Source organism: Leifsonia sp. Root227 (assembly GCF_001428745.1).
GTDB lineage: Bacteria > Actinomycetota > Actinomycetes > Actinomycetales > Microbacteriaceae > Leifsonia.
In genome coordinates this window covers 381,732-399,903 of sequence record NZ_LMIO01000004.1, presented here as the reverse complement: position 1 = coordinate 399,903, position 18,172 = coordinate 381,732, and the positions used below count along the sequence as shown (strand labels likewise).

The window sequence follows — 18,172 nt, the reverse complement described above, 5'->3', positions numbered from 1 at the left end:
GGGTTCCGCGACCGGCTTCGCCTACCCCCGGTACTCGGGGTTCTCGAAGTCGAACCGCGTCCCCGCCGCCCACTCCTCCGGCTGGTTGCCGTGAGCAGGGAACCCGCCCGCCGCCGTGAGCATGGCAGCCAGGTGAATCAGGTTCCAGGTGGCGAACGTGATCTTGCGGTTGGTGAAGTCGTTCTCGAACCCGGCGCGCGTTCCGTCGTCGAGCTCGTCGCCGTAGCTGGGGCCAGGGCCGACCTCGCCGATCCATCCCGCGTCCGCCTCTGGCGGGATGCTGTACCCGATGTGCTGCAGGCTGTAGAGGACATTGGATGCGCAGTGCTTGATGCCGTCCTCGTTGCCGGTAATGATGCATCCACCTGCCCTGCCGTAGAAGCCGGCCTGCCCGCGGTCGTTCAGCTCGCCCGAGTGGGCGTAGAGCCGCTCGATGATCTTCTTGGTCTCGCTGCTGTTGTCCCCGAGCCAGATCGGCCCGGCGATCACGAGGATGTCGGCGGCCTGCACGCGCGGGAACAGGTCGGGCCAGGCGTCCTCCTCCCAGCCGTACTCGCGCATGTCCGGGTACACGCCGGACGCGATGGGATAGTCGACCGCGCGGAACTGATCGACCTTCACCCCCTGCTTCGCCATGATGCCCGCGCTGACGTCGATCAGCCGCTGCGTATGGCTGACCCCTGGCGAACGGGTGAGCGTGGTGTTGATGAACAGCGCACTGAGGGCGGAGAAGTCGGTGGGGATCGCATCCATGCGCCGGACGGTAGACGCGATGCGCGGGTGTGGCTAGCTCTGCTTCCCGAGCGCAGCACCCCTGCCGAGCGCAGCACCCCTGCCGAGCGCAGCACCCCTGCCTAGCGCAGCACCCTCCCTAGCGCAGCACCCCGAGCGAGCGGGCCGTCGACACCGCCGCCGTTCGGGATGCGACCCCGAGCTTCGAGAAGACGTGCACCAGGTGCGACTTGACCGTGGCGTCCGTCACGAAGAGGCGGCGAGCGATCTCGGCGTTCGAAGCGCCGTCCGCGACGAGCTGCAGCACCTCGATCTCGCGGGCAGACAGGCTCACCCTCGGCGAGCGCAGGCGTTCCATCAGGCGGCCAGCGATGGCGGGGGCGAGCGCGCTCTCTCCGGCGGCCGCGCTGCGGATGGCGGCGATCAGATCGCCGGGCGGCGCGTCTTTGAGGAGGTAGCCGCTCGCCCCAGCCTCCACCGCGCCGAGGATGTCGCCGTCGGTGTCGTAGTTGGTGAGCACCAGCACGTATGGCGCCGCATCCAGAGCCCTGATGCGCCTGGTCGCGTCCGCGCCGCTCTCGCCCTCCGCGAACTGCAGGTCCATCAGCACGAGTTCCGGAGCTGTGGACTCCGCCAGTGCGACGGCCTCGTCGGGCGTTCCCGCCTCGCCGATCACCTGGATGTCGTCCTCGCCGTCCAGTAGCGCCCTGATACCCGCGCGGACGACGGGATGGTCGTCCGCGATCACGACCCGGATCACGACGCATCCAATCGGATCGTGACCGTCAGGGTCGTGCCGTCGCCCGGAGCAGTGTCGACGCTGAGGTCGCCGCCGAGCTGTTCGACCCGCTCCGCGATGGCCCGCAGCCCGAACGAGTCGGAGCCAGCGGCGCGAGCGCCGACCAGTTCCGGTTCGAAGCTGAACCCGTCGCCGTCGTCGGACACGGTGAGCGTGACCTCGGTGTCCGTCGCGTCGAGCACGATCCTGGCGTGCGTCGCGTGCGCGTGCTGACGCACGTTCGCCAAGGCGCCCTGCGCGATCCGCAGGAGCGCGGTCTGCACGGTCATCGGCAGGTGGCCCGTCTGCGACGCCTGCACCTCGACGCGCAGCGCGCCGTCCGCGGCCGTCTGCTGCTCGGCGAGGCGGGTGAGCGCCTGCGCGAGGCCGTCGTCGAGCAGCGGGGATGCGAGCTCCCTGATGAAGCGGCGGGTGTCTGCGAGCGCTTCCGCCGCGGTCTCCCGCGCGAGCCGCACATGCTCGGCGCCCGGCCGGTCCCCGTCGGCGCGCTCCGCCGCGTGCAGCAGCAACTGGATGCTCGACAGGCCCTGCGCGACCGTGTCGTGGATCTCGCGGGCCAGCCGGGAACGCTCCGCGAGCATCCCCTGCTCCCGTTCGCTCGCTGCCAGCCGGTCCCTGGTGGCGACCAGCTCGGCAAGCAGCGCCTCCCGTTCGGCGGCCTCGCGGGCGAGCGCCCGGTAGCCGAGGCCGATCAGCAGTGCGACGGCCGCGCCGACGACGGGGCCGATCACGCCGCCGATGGTGAAGCCGCTGTGCATCCCGAGAGCGACGATCGCCACGACGGTCGCCGCGACGACAGCCGTCGGACCGAGCAGGCCGGGGAGGACGTGCAGGTAGAGGAAGAACATCGGGAAGACGAGGTACGCCGCCTCGGGGACGAGCACGATCAGCCCGATCCAGATCACCGAGAGCCCGGCGATCCAGCACGCGGCCGCGATCCTTCTGCTCCGCTCCGGCACGAACCGCATCAGCGCGACCAGCGCGTACACGACGGCGAACGCCGCGGTGAGCGCGAGCGACGGCGCGAGCGAGGGGCCGCCGACCACGAACACCCTGGCCAGCACCAGCGTCAGCAGGCCGACCACGAGCAGGTGGAGGCCCGTGCGCAGCCCGACAAAGACGGGAGTGAGCGTGTTGTGCGGCATGACGCTCCCAGCGTATGCACTCGGCGAAGCGGGGGCATCCATCGAAAGTTCGAGCGCAGCATCCACAGGGCTGGCGATGACCGGAGACGACGAGGAAAGGAGGCTGGAAGACGTGCCGGGATGTTCCTCCTCCCGGCCGGAAAGGAATCATCGTGTTCGTCGCATGGCGGGACCTCCGTTTCGCACGGGGCCGCTTCATCCTGATCGGAGCCGTCGTCGCGCTCATCACCGTGCTCGTCGGATTTCTCGCCGGGCTGACCGGGGGTCTGGCGTTCCAGAACGTATCCGCCGTGCTCGACCTGCCCGGCAACCGGCTGGTGCTGCAGCAGACGGACGGGAAGGCGAGCTTCTCGGAATCGGAGCTGTCGGAGAACACCGTGGATGCGTGGCGCAGCGCGCCTGGGGTGGACGAGGCGCTGCCGGTGAGCATCCTGCAGAGCCGCGCACAGGCGGACGGGAAGACGGCGGGGGTCGCGGTGTTCGGGATGCCGAGCGGCGACGATTCCGCGCTCGGCCGGATGACCCCGCACACCGCCAACGAGATCGGTCTGTCGACGGGCGCCGCCGCCGACCTGGATGCACGCGTCGGCGACCGGGTGAGCATCGCGGGGACCGCATACCGGGTCGCGTCGGTCGGCGGCGACCTCTGGTACAGCCACACTCCCGCGATCGCCATGACCACCGGGGCCGCCCGGGACACCGCTGAGCGGATGGGCGGCAGCGGCGCGGCCACTGTCCTGGCCGTGAGCGGCGACCCGGACTGGGATGCGGTCGCGAAGGCGACGGGCACGGTGGCGTTCGCGCCCCTCGCGAGCCTCACCGCTCTGGAGACCTTCAAGTCGGAGATCGGCTCGCTCGCGCTCATGGTGGTGATGCTGTTCGGCATCTCGGCGCTGGTGGTCGGCGCGTTCTTCACGGTGTGGACCATGCAGCGCTCTGGCGACATCGCCGTGCTGAAAGCACTCGGCGCGACGACGGGCTCGCTGGTGCGGGACGCGCTCGGGCAGGCGCTGGTGGTCCTCGTCGTCGGGATCGGGATCGGCCTCGCGGCGGTCGTCGGCCTCGGTGCGCTCGCGGGCGGCGCCTTGCCGTTCCTCATCAGCCCGCTCACCACGATCGTGCCTGCCCTGGCGATGGCCGTCCTCGGTCTCGCCGGCGCGGCCGTCGCCCTTCGGACCGTCACGTCGGCGGACCCCCTCACCGCACTCGGGAGCAACAGATGATCACCCTCGACAACGTCACCCTCACCTTTCCAGACGGCGCATCCCGCGTCACGGCAGTGGATGCTGTCACCCTGCACGGCCGCGCCGGCCGCGTCACCGGGATCACCGGCCCGTCCGGCTCCGGCAAGTCGAGCATCCTGGCCATCGCAGGAACGCTCATCCGCCCGGACTCCGGCCGCGTGATCATCGACGGCGTGGATGCGGCCGGCCTGTCCCGTGACGAGGCGACGGCTCTCCGCCGCTCCCGCATCGGCATCGTATTCCAGCAGTCGAACCTGCTGCCGTCCCTCACCGCCCGCGAACAGCTGCAGGTGATGGGCGAGCTCGGCGACCGCGGCGCACGCGGACCCCGCGGGGTGCGGCGTGCGGTGCGCGGACGGGTGGACGAGCTGCTCGATGCCGTCGGGCTCAGCGACCAGGCCGACCGGCGCCCGGCGCAGCTCTCCGGTGGGCAGCGGCAGCGCGTCTCGATCGCGCGCGCCCTGGTGCGGGAGCCACGGGTGCTGCTCGTGGACGAGCCGACCAGCGCCCTCGACCAGGAGCGCGGTGCGGCGATCATGGAGCTGATCGGGCGGCTCAGCAGGGAGCTGGACACGGCGACCCTGCTGGTGACCCACGACCTGGCGCACAGCGCGGCGCTCGACGAACTGGTGACGGTGGTGGACGGCAGGGTGGTGGACGGCGCAGTGGTGGACGGCGCAGTGGTGGACGGCGCAGTCGTGGACGGCGCGCTAGGGAACCGTTAGCGTCCGCTGGGCGGCCGTCAGGGTTCCGTAATGGCCGCGCCACCCCGTTGCCGCGCGGCGTAGAACTCTTTCGTGACCAACACGAATCAGGCGGGCCTCTCATGACCCTGACGCACATCATCCCCACGCTCAGGGCCTCGGTGCCCAACCCCATCAGCAGGGACCTCTGGCCGGAGTTCACCACCACGACCATCGCGGACGTGACCGTCGCCGGTGTCTCGCTGGTCCGGCTCGCCGAGTGGTGCGGGACGCCGTGCGTCCACACCGCGGCCGCCGTCGTCCCCGGCACGGGCGGGATGCCGTCTGCGACCGAGCTCGCGTCCGTGGTCGTCGCACGGGTGGTGCGGGTGAGCAGAGGGATGGCCGGCGCTCTCGACGTGTGGATCGACGCGCGGCTCGACGACACCGCGCTCGTCAGCGAGACGCGGATGATCGGGCGGGTGTCGACCGCGGCGGACGTCGAGGTGCGGCTGCGCACGATCGGCGCGGCCGGCGACAGCGCCGACCGACTCGTCGTGCCGCAACTGGTCCGGGATGTGCGTGCAGGAGACCTGCTCGCCATCCCGTGCAGAGGGGCGGCACTACTGCGGGAGGTCGACCCGGAACGTCGTCACCTCGCCAGGGACGAGAGCGCGGGGGAGGCTCCCTGGGCGGGGCTCTGCGGCCGCTGACCGGTGGAAGCCGCCGCGCAGCCGCCGCGAAAAAGGAAGGCGGCGGGTTGCCGGCCGTTGGCGCCAGACGCAACCCGCCGATGAAAGAGACTCTATCCGTTCGAATCCATGACGCCGACGACACCGGTGGCGGCGAGCCGTTCGCGAACCGTGTCCAGCGGGATGGCGTGGGCCACGTGGCCGTCGGCGTGCGACTGCGTCGTGGCGGTGAGGATCGAGTTCACCAGGGCTTCCTCGACCGCATCCATCGTCGCCTGGAACAGCGGTGAGAGCACGGCGTCGTCTGGCGGCGTGCTGTGCCCCACCGAGAACGCGATCGCATAGTCGCCGCTGCCCTGGGCGAAGTCGGCTCCGACGCCGCGCATCGCGAAGACCGCGCGCCTGGCGCAGCGCGCGAGCTGACGGGCGTCGAGCGGAGCGTCGGTCGCGACGACGATCATGCACGAGTTGCCGACGGTCTGCGCGGTCGGGCCTGGGACGAGCTCGCTCGACGGCATCGGCACCCCGGCGATCGAGAGCGTGCCGCTGAAGTTGGACTGGACGATCGCTCCGACGGTGTACGCGCCATCCCCGACGGTCACCGTCCTGGACGACGTTCCGATCCCGCCCTTGAATCCGAGCGCGACGGTCCCCGACCCCGCACCGACGCTCCCCTCGGCGACAGGTCCGGCGGAAGCGGCAGCCAGCGACGCCTCGACTTCGGGTGCGCCGACCGGACGGGAACGGATGTCGGAGAGGAACCCGTCGTTGGTCTCGCCCACGACAGGGTTCAGCGTCGTGACCGTCTCGTAGCCTGGCTCCGACAGCATGTGGCCGAGCAGGGCGTCCGCGACGCGGTACGCCGAGAGCGTGCTGGTGAGCAGGATGGGCGTCTCGATGGCGCCGAGCTCCTGGAGCTGGGTCGCTCCGATGAGCTTGCCGTAGCCGTTCCCGACGGCGAGCCCGGCGGGAATCCAGCGCCGTCCGGCACCGATGACCTCCGGGACGATGGCGGTCACGCCGGTGTTGAGTCGCTCGGTGTGCACCGTCGCGTGGCCCACCAGCACGCCTGGCACGTCCGTGATCGCGTTGTGGCGCCCACGCGGATACCCGCCGAGGCTGACCCCGAGGTCTTCGAGGCGCGCTCGTGCCGTGGAGTCCATCACCGCACCCTCTCCAGAAAGTTCCTGGTCCGATCATTCTCCGGATCGGTCAGGATGCGCTCCGGCTCGCCGCGTTCGACGACCCGGCCGCCGTCGAAGAACGCGATCGAGTCGGCCACCTCCCTGGCGAAGCCGATCTCGTGGGTGACCACGATCATCGTCATGCCGCCCCGCGCGAGGGATCGCATGGTCTCGAGCACCTCATCCACCAGCTCGGGGTCGAGTGCGCTCGTGGGCTCGTCGAACAGCATCAGGGCGGGGTCCATCGCCAGCGCGCGGGCGATGGCGACACGCTGCTGCTGGCCGCCGGAGAGCTGGTGCGGCCGTTTGAGCGCGTGCTCGGCCAGGCCGACCCGGGCGAGCTCCCGTTCAGCACGCTCGTGCGCCTCGCGCTTCGGCAGGTGCTTCACGTGGATGAGGCTGGCTGCCACGTTCTCGATCGCATCGAGGTGCGCATAGAGGTTGAACCGCTGGAACACCATGCCGATGGAAGCGCGGAAGCGTGCGAAATCGCGATCGCGCCACGGCCGATAGCGGCCGTTCTCCAGTGCGTAGCCGACCTGTTCGCCGCCGACGACGAGGCTGCCGCCGTCGACGGTCTCCAGGGCGTTGATCGTGCGAAGGAACGTGGACTTCCCCGAGCCGGACGGGCCGATGATGCAGCTGACCTCACCCGGCATCACGGTGAAGTCGACGCCGTGCAGCACCTCGTGCGCTCCGAACGACTTGGCGAGGCCGCGAGCCTCCACGAGCGCGTCCGTCATGACGCCGCCTCTTCGTCTGTGCGCTGCGCCGCTCGCCGCCGCTGGGCGGGAACAGCACCCGTCGCCATCCGGATGAGCTGCTGGCTGAACCCGCTGCCGCGCACCAGGCGCACCCTGTCGCGGCCGAACCGCTTCTCTAGCAATGACTGCAGGTACGTGGCGACCGCGGTCATGAACATGTACCAGATGCTCACCACGATGAGCAGTTCGATGATGAGGTTGTTCTGTTTGTAGATGCTGCTCGCGTTGGTCATCAGGTCGTTGCCTGCCACCACCACGATGAGCGAGGTCGTCTTCAGCATCGAGATGAACTCGTTCCCGGTCGGCGGGATGATGATGCGCAGAGCCTGCGGCAGCACGATGAGCCGCATCGCGGTCGCCTGCGTCATCCCTCCGGCGAGCGCCGCCTCCGTCTGCCCCCTGTCCACCGCCTGGATGCCAGCGCGAACCGTCTCGGCGAAGTACGCCGCGAGGTTCAGCCCGAGTCCGAGCAGAGCCGCGACCGAGCCGCTGATCACCTGGTTGGTGTCCCAGCGCAAGCCGATCTGCGTAAACGGGATCTGCAGGGTCAGGTATGGCAGCAGGAAGGCGAGATTGAACCAGAAGATGAGCTGCACGAGCACCGGCGTGCCGCGGAAGAACCAGATGTAGCCTTCCGCGATCCAGCGCAGCACGGGGTTCTTCGACAGTTTCATGATCGCGAAGATCACGCCGAGGACGAGCCCGAGGAGCGTCGCTGCCACGCTGACCCAGAGCGTCACCACAACTCCGCTCAGGATGTTCGGCGAGAACAGGTACTGCCAGACGTAGTTCCAGCGGATGTGCGGATTCAGAATGACGATCGAGATCGCCCAGCCGACCAGAGCGATGGCGAGCGCTCCGACGACCCACCGCCCGGCGTGCCAGCGCGGGACGATGGGGACCGCGGTGCCGTCCGCCAGGGGGATGGGCTCATGGCGCACGCTCATCCGCGTCGCACCCTTCGCCCGCCTGCCAGGGAGGTCATCATTTGCCGCCGTTGATCGTCGCCGACTCGATGGCCATGCCGCCGACGTGGTACGCGTCGAGGATCTTGCCGTAGCTGCCGTCGTCCATGATGGCCTGAAGCGCCTTCTGCACGAGGGCGGCGAAGTCCGCGTCGGAGTTGTCGACCCCGATGCCCCACAGCGACTCGTCTCCCTCGATCTTCACGGCAGCCACCTTGTTGGCCGGATCGGCGGCGCGATCCTCCGCCACCGGGTAGTCCGTGATCGTCGCGACGGCGCGACCGCTCTGCACCGCCAGGTTCGCCTCGCTGTCCCCCTCGAACTTCAGGATGTCGTACGCGGGTGAGCCCGCCGCCGCGCAGCGTGCCGAGTACTGCTCAGCCAGCGCCGCGGACGAGCCGGAGGCGACCACCGCGACGGTCTTGCCGCAGAGATCCTGCGGCTCCGCGATGTGCTGCGGGTTGCCTGCGACCACGAGGAAGGCGTTCCCCGCCTTGACGTAGTCGACGAACGTGGTGGTCTTCTGCCGCTCCGCGTTGTCCGTCATCGAGGAGATCAGAGCGTCGTAGCGACCGGAGATCAAGCCGGGGATCATCGAGTTGAATTCCTGGTCCTGGATGGTCATGCCGGTGCCCAGCTTGCGTGTGATCGCCTGCGCGATGGCGGCGTCGACGCCGATCACGTCCTTGCCGTCTGCGCCCCATTTCTCCATCGGAGGGTAGCCGACAGAGGTCGTCCACTTGATGCCGTTCGTGCGCAGCTCGTCGCTGAGCTTCGCGGTGAGGCCCGCATCGGCGGTGACGGCCTCGATGACAGCCTTGGCCGGCTCGTCGGCGGGCACCGGCATGGCAGCAGCGGCGGGACCCGCGTTCGTCCCATCGGCCTCCGCGAGGCTCTGGGCGCCGCAGCCGGCGGTTCCCAGGGCGATCATTCCGGCGATGGCGACGACGAGCGGCAAGCGGGTGAAAGGTGCGGTTCGCATGAGCGTCTCTCTCTGTGAGTCGGGTGGGGACGGTTCAGCCGAGGCCGAACGCCGCCAGCCCGTCGACAACGGTGGCGACGGGACGAATATCGCCGAGCTCTGCCGGCTCGACGGAGAACGGATCGCGATCCAGCGCGACGAAATCGGCACGCATCCCGACGGCAAGCCGACCGACGCTGCGATCGAGGCCTGCCGCGTATGCGGGACCCGCGGTGTACGCGGCCAGCGCCTCTTCGACGCCGAGCGGCCGCACGCCGGTCTCCGCGCCACCCGGCGAGCCCTTCGTGCCGCGAAGCACGGCCGCGCGGATACCGAGCATCGGTGCGGACGGCTCCACCGGGGCGTCGGAACCGAAGGCGACGACCGCGCCCGCGTCGCGGAGGGCCGACCAGGCGTAGCCGGCGAGCTCCCTCCCGCGCAGAAGGCTCGACACGAGCGGGAGGTCGCTCTCCCAGTGCGTCGGCTGCTGCGACGCGATGACGCCGAGGCGTGCGAATCGCGTGACGTCTGCGAGTTGGAGGTGCTGCGCGTGCTCGATCCGCAGCCGGAGTCCGGCGCGGACGGCTGCATCGTGCGCTCGCTCGTACGCGTCGAGGACGATCCGGTTGGCCATGTCGCCGATCGCGTGGGTCGCCACCGCGATCCCGCCGGAGACCGCGCGGTCGACCAGCAGGGAGAGCCCGGCCTCGTCGAGGACTTCGATGCCGTGGTTCCCCGGCTCGCCCGCGAAGTCGGCGCCCATGTGCGCTGTGTGCGATCCGAGGGCGCCGTCGGAGAAGAGCTTCACCGGGCCGTTCGTGAACCAGGCGTCGCCGTCCCCGGTCCTCCTGCCCTCAGCGAGTGCGAGGTCGAGCGCCTGCGCGGGCGTGCCCTTGTGCACCCTGACCCGCAGGAGGCCGTTCGCTTTCAGGCGGAGGAAGGCCGCGCGCGCGTCCTCGCCGTCGAGATCGGTGACGTGCGTCACGCCCTCGCTGAGGAGCTGTGACTGCGCCAGGTCGAGAAGAGAGACGAGGTCGACGGGAGACTCCCGCTCGGCGCGCTCGATCATCGCGTCCGCTGCCGTCTCGCGCAGGATGCCGTTCGGTTCGCCTGCGGCGTCCCGCTCGATGCGTCCGCCGGCAGGATCGCCGGACGCGGCATCCATCCCGAGACGTCGGAGGGCTTCGCTGTTCGCCCACACGGAGTGCCCGTCGACGCTCGACAGGCAGAGCGGTCTGTCCGGCGCGATCCGGTCGAGCGCATCCCGGGTGGGCGCCCCGTCTGCCCAGCGGTTGGCGTCCCAGCGGCCGCCGGTCAGCCAGCCACGGCCAGGATGCGTTGTCAGATGCTGCCGGATGCGCTCCTCCGCCTCGTGCGCCGAGTCGATCCCGCGCAGGTCGAGGGCGTCCAGGCTGCGCGCCAGGCTCGCGGTGTGGATGTGCGCGTCGTGGAAACCGGGGATGACCGCCTCACCGGGAAGGTCGCAGACCGCCGTCCCCGCCGGCGCAGCATCGGCCACTTCCTCTGCGCGGCCGATCGCGACGATCACGCCGTCCGAGACGAGCATCGCTTCCGCCGTGCTCCGCCGACCGTCGAGAAGGTGGATCGTGCGGTGTCGGTACAGCGTCGTGACCATCAGCGTTCCTTAGGATGGGGGCGTGCGGGGTGCGCGTCCTGCCAGGCTATCGACGCAGAATTCCGCCAACCAGGGGCGGTGGGCAGCAGTCTGCGTCGCTGAGACAAAGGAATGCTTATGGTCAATCCGGTGCACCTCCGGACGTTGCTCGAGGTCGTCCGCCTCGGCTCCTTCGCCGCAGCCGCGAACAGACTGGGCTACACGGCCTCTGCGGTGTCCCAGCAGATGGCGGCGCTCGAACACGACACGGGCGCCCGGCTGTTCGAGCGGACGGCGAAGAGCGTCCGCCCCACCGAGGCCGCCATCGTCATGGCCGGTCACGCCACGACGGTGCTCGCCGACATCGACCGGCTGCTGGAATCGGCGGGGAGCGCTGATCGTTCGCGGGCCGAGCTGCGGGTCAGCCTCTACCCCAGCCTCGCGCGCACTGTGCTCCCCCGCCTGCTGCGATCGCCGGAATGGCTTGCCTCCGACATCGCGCTCCGGCTGAGCGTGCGTGATCCGTCGCCCGCGATCCAGGCGATGCGACGGGGCGAGGAGACAGACGTCACGCTCGTCTACTGGGTCGGTGACAGCGGACTGACCTGGCCGCGCTCCGCCCGTCCTGTCCGCATCGGAGACGACCCGATGCGCTTCGTCGTCCCGACCGCGTGGCGGCTTCACGGGCAGCGTCCCATCGCGGTGGATCAGCTCGCCGGGCGTCCGTGGATCCTGCACCACCCCGGGTCCAGCGACGCCGCCGTCATCGACGCGTTCTTCGACGAGCACGGTCTGCGTCCGCGCGTGGTGGCGCGCTGCGACGACTTCGCCGTGACGCTCGACATCGTGGCAACCGGATACGCGGCAACGCTGATGCCCGAGGTGGCGCTCGGCGAGCTGCCCGCCGGCGTCGAGGTACTGGAAGTGCAGGATGCGCGGCTGAGCCGCGAGGTGTTCGCGCTGGTCTCCCCTGCCGCGCCCGCCGACTCGACGGCGCTGTTCCTTCGTTTCCTGAACGACGTGCTCGACGATCTGACTCCCGACCTCACCGGCGGCGGGCGCCCCTAGAGCGAGTGCCGGTCGAGCAGGTCCCGGTCGAGAGCGATCCGATGGTGGTCGGTGACGCGGGCGGTCTCGTCACGTGGCTTGCTTCCACCTTCTCCGGCCACCCGGACGGTGAACTCCTGCACGACAGGGTCGTGCAGGCCCACCAGATGCACGTCGCACACGAGAGCACCGCGCTCGCACGGGACGACCCAGCGCAGAGCAGACTGATCCGCCGCGGCCACGATGCGCTCGGCGAACGGCGCACCGTCCCGGCGAACCGGGCCGACCTCCGCCAGCGCGGTGGCGAGCCGGTCCGCGCGGACGCTTTCCGGCACATCCATCAGCACGTTGGCCGCGAGCAGCGCCTGCGCGTCGGACAGCGACCGGCCGGCCGCGACCAGCTCGTCGATCCGGCGCGCAGCGGTCAGCGTCTGCGGCCAGGGACGAACGACGGCGGCAGGCGCATCCACACGGGAGAGGACATCGGAGAGGATGTCGGTCGCGATGCTGCCGGCGCCGAACGCGTCCGAGTTGCCGAAGACGATCACCCCGATGCCGGTGGCGGTCTGCCAGCGCATGTGCGACGAGAATCCGGGAAGTCCTCCTGCGTGCTGCACGATGCGGCCGAAGCGCCGATCGTGCTCGACCACGAGGCCGTAGCCGTACCCGAGACCGTCGAGCTCGCGGCCGCCGGATGGCGCCCCTCCGGTGATCAACGTGCGCGCCGTCTGCAGCTCGCGCCGGGACGAGGCCCTCAGCACGGCGTTCCCCGCCGGCTCGTCGCCGAACGCCGAGCCGAGGAAGTCGGCCCACAGCGCGATGTCCCTCACGGTGCTGAACAAGCTGCCGATGCACGCCAGCGCCCCGGAGCCGACGTACGGCTCCTGCGCGAAGGTCTCACCGTCGTCGAAGGTGCGGAACCCGGCGGCCAGGTCGGCGCCGGTGGGATACAGGTCCGCCGCCGCCCGCGTGTCCGTCAGCCCGAGCGGCTCGAGCATCCGCTCGCGCACCACCGCTTCGACCTCGCGGCCGGTGACCCTCTCGATGGCCCGGCCGATGAGGGAGATCCCGATGTTGGAGTACTGGTACTCGGTGCCGGGCTGAGTGGAAAGCGTGAGCCCGGCGGAGACCACCGCCGCGAGTTCCGCCCTGGATGCGCCGAGCTGCCGGTCGCCCCACGCGTTGTCCTCCGCGAGACCGCCCCTGTTCGACAGCAGCGCGTCGAGGGTCACGGCGGCCCCCGCATCCCCGAATCGCGTGGCCGACAGCTCTGGCACGTACTCGGTCGCCGGCGCATGCAGGTCGAGCAGCCCGTCATCGCGCAGCGCGAGTGCTGTCGCACCCAGGAAGCTCTTCGACATGGACGCGATCCGGAAGATCGTGCTCTCGGCGGTCACTGCGCCGTCTCTGCGCGGCTCGCCGTGCGTGCTCACCGCGACGACGCGCCCCCTGCAGACGACAGCGGCAATGGATGCGGGTGCCCGCCGCACCGTCGAGCCGTCCAGGCGCGCAGCGAGCGCGTCTCCGGCCGCTGCCGCGAGATCGGCAGTGCCGGCACCGCCGGCGAGCGCCGCATCCTCGGTCATCCGGCGGCCCTCTCCCTGGCGAACGTGCGCACGTGGTCGGCGAAACCGCTCACGAGCGCGCGGCTGGCGCGCGTGTTCTCCTCGTCGACACTGCGGGCCTCCTCGACCAGCTCGGCCACCGGGCGGTCACCCGGCGCCGCCGTTGTCGGCTCCTTCCAGCGCAGCAGGTCGTCCGCGCAGACCTCGGGATGGAACTGCAGCCCGTAGACGCGCTCGCCGAGGCGGAACGCCTGGATGTCGATGGCCTCGCTCGATCCCAGGAGCACCGCGTCAGGAGGAAGCGCCGTGATCATGTCCTGGTGGTTCTCGATCATGGGGGCCGCTGCGCCCAGCCCGCCGATGACGGGGTCGCGGCGGCCGTCATCCGACGTCGAGATGAGGGTCGCGCCCCGCTCCTTCGGCCCGAAAGCCGCGCGCACCTCCCCGCCCGCGACGTGGGCGAGAATCTGCCCACCGAGGCAGATGCCCAGGGTCGGCAGATCGGCGTCGATGGCCTCCCTCGCCAGGGCGCGCTCCTGTGCGAGCCACGGAGCGCGGGCGTCGTCGTCCGGCATGAGTCCGCCGCCGAGCATCACAAGCCCCGCGTACCCGTCGAGGCTGTCAGGGAGGCCGTCGGTTCCGAGCACGGGCTCGACGACGATGTCCTGCTCCTCGAGCCAGCGTCCGAGGCGGCGTGGGGCGGACTCCTTCGCGTTGACGACCACGAGCACGCGCGGCGCATCCGGTCCGTCCGGCGCCTCGCGCGCTGCCACATCCACGGCGGGAGTAAGCGCCGCCGGGCGCGGAGACGGCGCAGAACCGTTCAGGAACGCGAGATGGTCGGGGTCGGACGCTTCGAGGACGCGCAGCACGTTCTCGTGCGCGAGCGCCAGGAGCTCGTGCTCCGACCAGCCACGGATGCGCAGCTCGTCGAGGAGGTCCTGATAGCGCGACACATCCCCCAGGCCGGACGGCATGGAATCCGTGCCGTCGTAGTCCGCCCCGAGGCCGACCGCGTGGATGCCGGCGACGTCACGCACGTGCTCGACGTGATCCGCGACGTCGGCGATGCCGACCGGCGGGGCCTCACCGTGCTGGCCGCCGCGCACCCACTCGGCGCGTTCCTGCGACAGGAACGAAGGAACGAACGCCACCATGACCGCCCCTCCGCCATCGCCGATCGCGCGCAGGACATCGTCCGGCACGTTGCGCGGGTGATCGCACAGTGCACGCGCGCAGGAGTGGCTCACCATGACCGGCCGGGTGGAGACCGCCAGCGCGTCGCGCATGGTGGACGGCGCGACGTGCGCGAGGTCGACCACCACTCCGATGCGGTTCATCTCCCGCACCACCTCGCGCCCGAAATCGGTCAGGCCGCCGTGGCGCGCCTCGTCTGTCGCGGAATCCGCCCAGTCCGTCGTGCGCGACCAGGTCAGCGTGACGTAGCGCGCGCCCAGACGGGCGAACTGCCGCAGGACGGCCAGCGAGCCGTTCAGCTGATCGCCGCCCTCGACTCCGATCAGCGACGCGATTCGACCCTCTGCGATCGCGGCACGCACGTCGTCCGCTGTGCGGGCGAACCGCAACCGCTCCGGGTACTCCTGCACCAGCCGGTGCACGAAGTCGATCTGCTCCAGGGTGGCCGTCACCTGCTCCGCTCCCTGCAGGACGGGATCGACCCACACCGACCAGAACTGGCCGCCGACACCGCCGGCCACGAGGCGAGGGAGGTCGGTGTGCAGGTCGGGGCATGACGCATCCAGCCCGGCGACCTCGTAGCGGTGGTGCTCGCGGCGAGCCCAGGCGAGATCGTTGTGACCGTCGACGACCGGGATCATCGCCGTCATGCCGTCCGCTCGTTCAAAGCGCCGTTCATCCGTTCGGTGACGTCTGCGTCGACAGCGACCGCTTCGCCGTCGAGCGAGCGGACAGGGGCGGCGCCGCGGGTGCTGGAGCAGAGCCAGACGGCGTCGGCGGAACGCAGCTCCGCGACGTCGAGAACGCGCGTCTCGACCGGATCGCCCGACGCGGCCAACGCGGCGAAGACGTCCGCCTGCGTCGTGCCGGGCAGCACCCCCAGCTCGGTGGGCGGCGTCACGTATGCGCCGCCGATCCTGGCGATGACCGTGGAATTCGGTCCCTCGAGAACGTAGCCGTCGCTGCTGACGAAGACCACGTCCTGAGCGCCGCGACGCCTGGCCTCGCGCAAGGCCGCCATGTTCACGGCGTATGAGAGGGTCTTCGCTCCCTGCAGCAACCACGGGGAGGTCTGAGCGACATCGTGACGGTAGCCGCGATCCAGCAGCACCACGTCCACTTCCGGCGTCTCTCCTCCCGGGCGGCTGTCAGGGGCGAAACCGATCGCCCATCCCGTCGGAACCGGATCGCCAGCCTCGTCGCCGCGTGACATCACGAACTTCACGGCGCCGCGCGCGGTGTGGATGCGGAGAGCTGCTGCGGCCTCCAGGACGACGAGGCGCCACAGCTCGCGGCGCGGCGCAGGCAGGTCCAGCATCGCGGCCGAACGCTCGAAACGATCGAGGTGCGCCTCCAGCGCCTGCGGCACGCCGTCGACCACGACGACCGTCTCGAAGATGCCGTCTCCGCGGGTCGCGGACAGATCGGTGGCGGTCAGGAGCGCCGACTGCGGGTCGATGCTGGTCAGGCAGTCCTCCGCCTTCGCGTCCGAGCCGAGGTCGAGGCGGTGCAGGGTGAGGGTCTTCATGGTGTCCTCCTGATCAGTCGGCCACAGCCGAGGTGTCGAGTGTGCGAGCCGCGTTCTGGAATACCCACTCCACATCCACATCGTGACCGATGCCCGCCGTGGCCGGAACCTGCACGATTCCGGCGGTGGCGACGACGGGAGGCACGATCACATCGCGCGCGTAGTACTTGTCGGAGCCGGAGACGTCGGAGGGGAGCGTGAAGTTCGGCAGCGAGGAGATCGCCACGTTCGCCGCCCTCCCAACCCCGAACTCGTGCATCCCGCCGCACCAGACAGGGACGCCGGCATCCCGTGCGATGTCGTGCGCACGACGGGCGGAGGCGAGGCCGCCCATCCTGGAGACCTTGATGTTGAGCACCCGCCCGGCGTCCAGCGCCAGCATCGTGCGCAGATCGCCCAGATCGACGACGGACTCGTCCAGGCAGACGGGGGTGTCGATGGCGGCCTGAAGGCGCGCGTGAGCGACGAAGTCCCGCGGGGCGAACGGCTGCTCGATCATCGTCAGGCGGTACGCATCGAGGGCCAGCATCACCGCCGTGGACGCCTCCGTGTCCTGGTATGCGCCGTTGGCATCCACGTGGAGGTCGAGGTCCGGGTACGCGGCGCGGACGGCGCGCACAGGCTCGACGTCCCAGCCGGGCGCGATCTTCAGCTTCACGCGCCCGTAGCCCGCATCCACCTGGCGGCCGACCTGCGCGAGGAGCTCGTCCACCGTCGGCTCGATGCCGAGGGAGACTCCGGCCTCGACGGCGGTGCGCGTTCCCCCGAGATCCGAGGAGAGCGAGCGACCGGTCGAGCGCGCATGAAGATCCCAGCACGCGATGGAGAAGCCCGCCTTGGCGAACTCGTGGCCGCGGACGCGCCGCCAGGCCGCCTCCACGTCCTCCGGCGTCTCCCAGGTGGTGCCGAGAACGGCGGGCGCGAGGTAGCGCTCCGCGATGCTCCACGCCGTCTGCGTCGTCTCCGACCCGTAGTACGGGTCGGAGGGCGTCGCGATCTCCCCCCAGCCCACCCGGCCGTCCGCATCCGTCGCCTCGACGAGGATGTGGTTCAGCCCCGTCTTGCGATGCGAGCTCGTCTCGAAGCTGTGGACGAGGGGAAGGGTGACGTCGAACAGGCGCAACCGGTCGATTCTCATACGGAGGGCTCCTTGCCGGAATCGGGGCGGGATGGACGCTCGACGGCGAGGTAGACGGCGGTCGCCTGGTCGACGCGCACGCAGGAGACGAGGACGGCGCCGTCGCCGATCAGAGTAGCGAGCGACTGGCGCACGTTCGCGCGCAGAAGGTCGTGAGAGGCGCGCTCCTCCTCGTCGTCGGAGACGGCAGGGGCCTGCGCGGGGACGGCCAGCCAGGCAGCCTCCCCGACGGAGCCGTCTCGGCGGGAGATCGGCCCGTAGACGGCCCGGCCCCAGTCGCCACGGCCGAGGGCAGGGGGCTCAGCGCGTCTGAGGTCGTCGAACGGGTCGGAGAACGGGTCGTCGTCGCGAGTCAGGTCCCACTCGACCACCACGCGGTCCGTGCCAGGCCTGCCGTAGTAGTCCGGTACGAACCCGACGCCCTCCGCGCGCAGCGACGAGAAGTTGAAGTGCGCGTTCCTCGACAGCACGGGGTCGAACGTCCAGCGCATTGTGCGGTGCCCCCAGCCCAGGGCGACCTCGCGCTGTCGCTCCTTGAGCATCCGGCCGACGCCGGCGCCCTGGTGCGCCGCATCCACCACGGCAGCCTGCGAATAGTGGAAGTCGTTCCCCAGCGCGTCGCGGCCTGCGAAGCCGTATGCGAAACCGATGAGTTCGTCGTCCGCGGTTCGAACACCGACCGCGGACCCGCCGTTGCGCGCGAGCGCGCTGAGAAGATTGGGGTTGAGCGAGAACTCAGGACGCTCGTATCCGAAGACCCTGGTGTACAAAGCGGCCGCCGCGCGGAACTCCTCACCCGAAATCAACGTCTCCGCGCGAAGCGAAGAAAGAGAGGCCTGGGACACGATACGTTTCCTATGTTTGAGCGCGGAAGGCGTGGACCGCCAGGCTATCGCGTTCATCGCGGCCCGAT

17 protein-coding genes are annotated in these 18,172 nt (G+C 70.4%); 4 read left to right on the top strand and 13 right to left on the bottom strand.

Annotated features, from left to right (window positions below; all coding sequences use genetic code 11):
- Positions 1-21: 21 nt before the first annotated feature.
- The 3 genes from ASE16_RS16680 to ASE16_RS16670 all read right to left on the bottom strand — a co-directional run bounded on the left by ASE16_RS16680 (position 22) and on the right by ASE16_RS16670 (position 2,676).
- Entirely contained in the window at positions 22-753 is a 732-nt protein-coding gene (locus ASE16_RS16680) for a flavodoxin family protein (protein WP_055897678.1), read from the bottom strand.
- 118 nt (positions 754-871) lie between these two features.
- Positions 872-1,492 (bottom strand): response regulator, encoded by a 621-nt coding sequence (locus ASE16_RS16675; protein ID WP_055897675.1) that lies wholly within the window; start codon positions 1,490-1,492, stop codon positions 872-874.
- Complete coding sequence (locus tag ASE16_RS16670) at positions 1,489-2,676, bottom strand: sensor histidine kinase (RefSeq protein ID WP_055897673.1); 1,188 nt, start codon at positions 2,674-2,676, stop codon at positions 1,489-1,491. The genes ASE16_RS16675 and ASE16_RS16670 overlap by 4 nt, the downstream gene beginning before the upstream one ends.
- A gap of 152 nt (positions 2,677-2,828) precedes the next feature.
- Here ASE16_RS16670 and ASE16_RS16665 point away from each other — a divergent pair, with 152 nt between their 5' ends.
- From ASE16_RS16665 to ASE16_RS16655, 3 genes are all read left to right on the top strand, one after another.
- The gene (locus ASE16_RS16665; protein WP_055897671.1) at positions 2,829-3,899 is read left to right on the top strand and encodes an ABC transporter permease; all 1,071 of its coding nucleotides are present in this window, start codon (positions 2,829-2,831) and stop codon (positions 3,897-3,899) included.
- On the top strand, positions 3,896-4,645 hold the full coding sequence (locus tag ASE16_RS16660) for an ABC transporter ATP-binding protein (protein ID WP_055897668.1): 750 nt from the start codon (positions 3,896-3,898) through the stop codon (positions 4,643-4,645). Before ASE16_RS16665 ends, ASE16_RS16660 begins: the two co-directional genes overlap by 4 nt.
- A gap of 101 nt (positions 4,646-4,746) precedes the next feature.
- Positions 4,747-5,316, top strand: coding sequence for a hypothetical protein (locus tag ASE16_RS16655; protein WP_055897665.1), 570 nt, complete (start codon positions 4,747-4,749; stop codon positions 5,314-5,316).
- Between the two features lie 92 nt (positions 5,317-5,408).
- Here ASE16_RS16655 and ASE16_RS16650 read toward each other — a convergent pair whose 3' ends face one another.
- Genes ASE16_RS16650 through ASE16_RS16630 form a run of 5 tightly spaced genes read right to left on the bottom strand, consistent with a single transcriptional unit; the run spans position 5,409 to position 10,805 of the window.
- Complete coding sequence (locus ASE16_RS16650; protein ID WP_055897661.1) at positions 5,409-6,458, bottom strand: P1 family peptidase; 1,050 nt, start codon at positions 6,456-6,458, stop codon at positions 5,409-5,411.
- A complete protein-coding gene (locus tag ASE16_RS16645; RefSeq protein ID WP_055897658.1) occupies positions 6,458-7,222 on the bottom strand; it encodes an amino acid ABC transporter ATP-binding protein in 765 nt (254 codons plus the stop codon). Before ASE16_RS16645 ends, ASE16_RS16650 begins: the two co-directional genes overlap by 1 nt.
- Positions 7,219-8,190: an amino acid ABC transporter permease gene (locus ASE16_RS16640; protein WP_055897655.1), complete on the bottom strand. Its 972-nt coding sequence runs from the start codon at positions 8,188-8,190 to the stop codon at positions 7,219-7,221. Before ASE16_RS16640 ends, ASE16_RS16645 begins: the two co-directional genes overlap by 4 nt.
- Positions 8,191-8,227: 37 nt before the next feature.
- Positions 8,228-9,190, bottom strand: coding sequence for a transporter substrate-binding domain-containing protein (locus tag ASE16_RS16635; protein ID WP_055897652.1), 963 nt, complete (start codon positions 9,188-9,190; stop codon positions 8,228-8,230).
- Positions 9,191-9,224: 34 nt separating this feature from the next.
- Positions 9,225-10,805, bottom strand: coding sequence for an amidohydrolase (locus tag ASE16_RS16630; RefSeq protein WP_055897649.1), 1,581 nt, complete (start codon positions 10,803-10,805; stop codon positions 9,225-9,227).
- Between the two features lie 129 nt (positions 10,806-10,934).
- Here ASE16_RS16630 and ASE16_RS16625 point away from each other — a divergent pair, with 129 nt between their 5' ends.
- Positions 10,935-11,852, top strand: coding sequence for a LysR family transcriptional regulator (locus ASE16_RS16625; RefSeq protein ID WP_162255987.1), 918 nt, complete (start codon positions 10,935-10,937; stop codon positions 11,850-11,852).
- Here ASE16_RS16625 and ASE16_RS16620 read toward each other — a convergent pair.
- From ASE16_RS16620 to ASE16_RS16600, 5 genes are read right to left on the bottom strand one after another with little or no spacing between them, the layout of a single operon-like run.
- Complete coding sequence (locus tag ASE16_RS16620; RefSeq protein WP_055897643.1) at positions 11,849-13,417, bottom strand: serine hydrolase domain-containing protein; 1,569 nt, start codon at positions 13,415-13,417, stop codon at positions 11,849-11,851. The genes ASE16_RS16625 and ASE16_RS16620 overlap by 4 nt on opposite strands.
- Complete coding sequence (locus ASE16_RS20335) at positions 13,414-15,243, bottom strand: membrane dipeptidase (protein ID WP_082581530.1); 1,830 nt, start codon at positions 15,241-15,243, stop codon at positions 13,414-13,416. Before ASE16_RS20335 ends, ASE16_RS16620 begins: the two co-directional genes overlap by 4 nt.
- Positions 15,240-16,121 (bottom strand): aminodeoxychorismate lyase, encoded by an 882-nt coding sequence (locus ASE16_RS16610; protein ID WP_055897640.1) that lies wholly within the window; start codon positions 16,119-16,121, stop codon positions 15,240-15,242. The genes ASE16_RS20335 and ASE16_RS16610 overlap by 4 nt, the downstream gene beginning before the upstream one ends.
- A 13-nt stretch (positions 16,122-16,134) precedes the next feature.
- A complete protein-coding gene (menC, locus tag ASE16_RS16605) occupies positions 16,135-17,259 on the bottom strand; it encodes an o-succinylbenzoate synthase (RefSeq protein WP_055897638.1) in 1,125 nt (374 codons plus the stop codon).
- Entirely contained in the window at positions 17,256-18,104 is an 849-nt protein-coding gene (locus ASE16_RS16600) for a GNAT family N-acetyltransferase (protein ID WP_157480431.1), read from the bottom strand. The genes menC and ASE16_RS16600 overlap by 4 nt, the downstream gene beginning before the upstream one ends.
- Between the last annotated feature and the right edge of the window lie 68 nt (positions 18,105-18,172).

Excerpts from the sequence above, each read along its gene's own strand:
- ASE16_RS16680 (WP_055897678.1), bottom strand. The coding sequence starts at position 753 with ATGGATGCGATCCCCACCGACTTCTCCGCCCTCAGTGCGCTGTTCATC.
- ASE16_RS16670 (WP_055897673.1), bottom strand. The coding sequence starts at position 2,676 with ATGCCGCACAACACGCTCACTCCCGTCTTTGTCGGGCTGCGCACGGGC.
- ASE16_RS16660 (WP_055897668.1), top strand. The coding sequence starts at position 3,896 with ATGATCACCCTCGACAACGTCACCCTCACCTTTCCAGACGGCGCATCC.
- ASE16_RS16655 (WP_055897665.1), top strand. The coding sequence starts at position 4,747 with ATGACCCTGACGCACATCATCCCCACGCTCAGGGCCTCGGTGCCCAAC.
- ASE16_RS16650 (WP_055897661.1), bottom strand. The coding sequence starts at position 6,458 with ATGGACTCCACGGCACGAGCGCGCCTCGAAGACCTCGGGGTCAGCCTC.
- ASE16_RS16645 (WP_055897658.1), bottom strand. The coding sequence starts at position 7,222 with ATGACGGACGCGCTCGTGGAGGCTCGCGGCCTCGCCAAGTCGTTCGGA.
- ASE16_RS16640 (WP_055897655.1), bottom strand. The coding sequence starts at position 8,190 with ATGAGCGTGCGCCATGAGCCCATCCCCCTGGCGGACGGCACCGCGGTC.
- ASE16_RS16635 (WP_055897652.1), bottom strand. The coding sequence starts at position 9,190 with ATGCGAACCGCACCTTTCACCCGCTTGCCGCTCGTCGTCGCCATCGCC.
- ASE16_RS16630 (WP_055897649.1), bottom strand. The coding sequence starts at position 10,805 with ATGGTCACGACGCTGTACCGACACCGCACGATCCACCTTCTCGACGGT.
- ASE16_RS16620 (WP_055897643.1), bottom strand. The coding sequence starts at position 13,417 with ATGACCGAGGATGCGGCGCTCGCCGGCGGTGCCGGCACTGCCGATCTC.
- ASE16_RS20335 (WP_082581530.1), bottom strand. The coding sequence starts at position 15,243 with ATGACGGCGATGATCCCGGTCGTCGACGGTCACAACGATCTCGCCTGG.
- ASE16_RS16610 (WP_055897640.1), bottom strand. The coding sequence starts at position 16,121 with ATGAAGACCCTCACCCTGCACCGCCTCGACCTCGGCTCGGACGCGAAG.
- menC (WP_055897638.1), bottom strand. The coding sequence starts at position 17,259 with ATGAGAATCGACCGGTTGCGCCTGTTCGACGTCACCCTTCCCCTCGTC.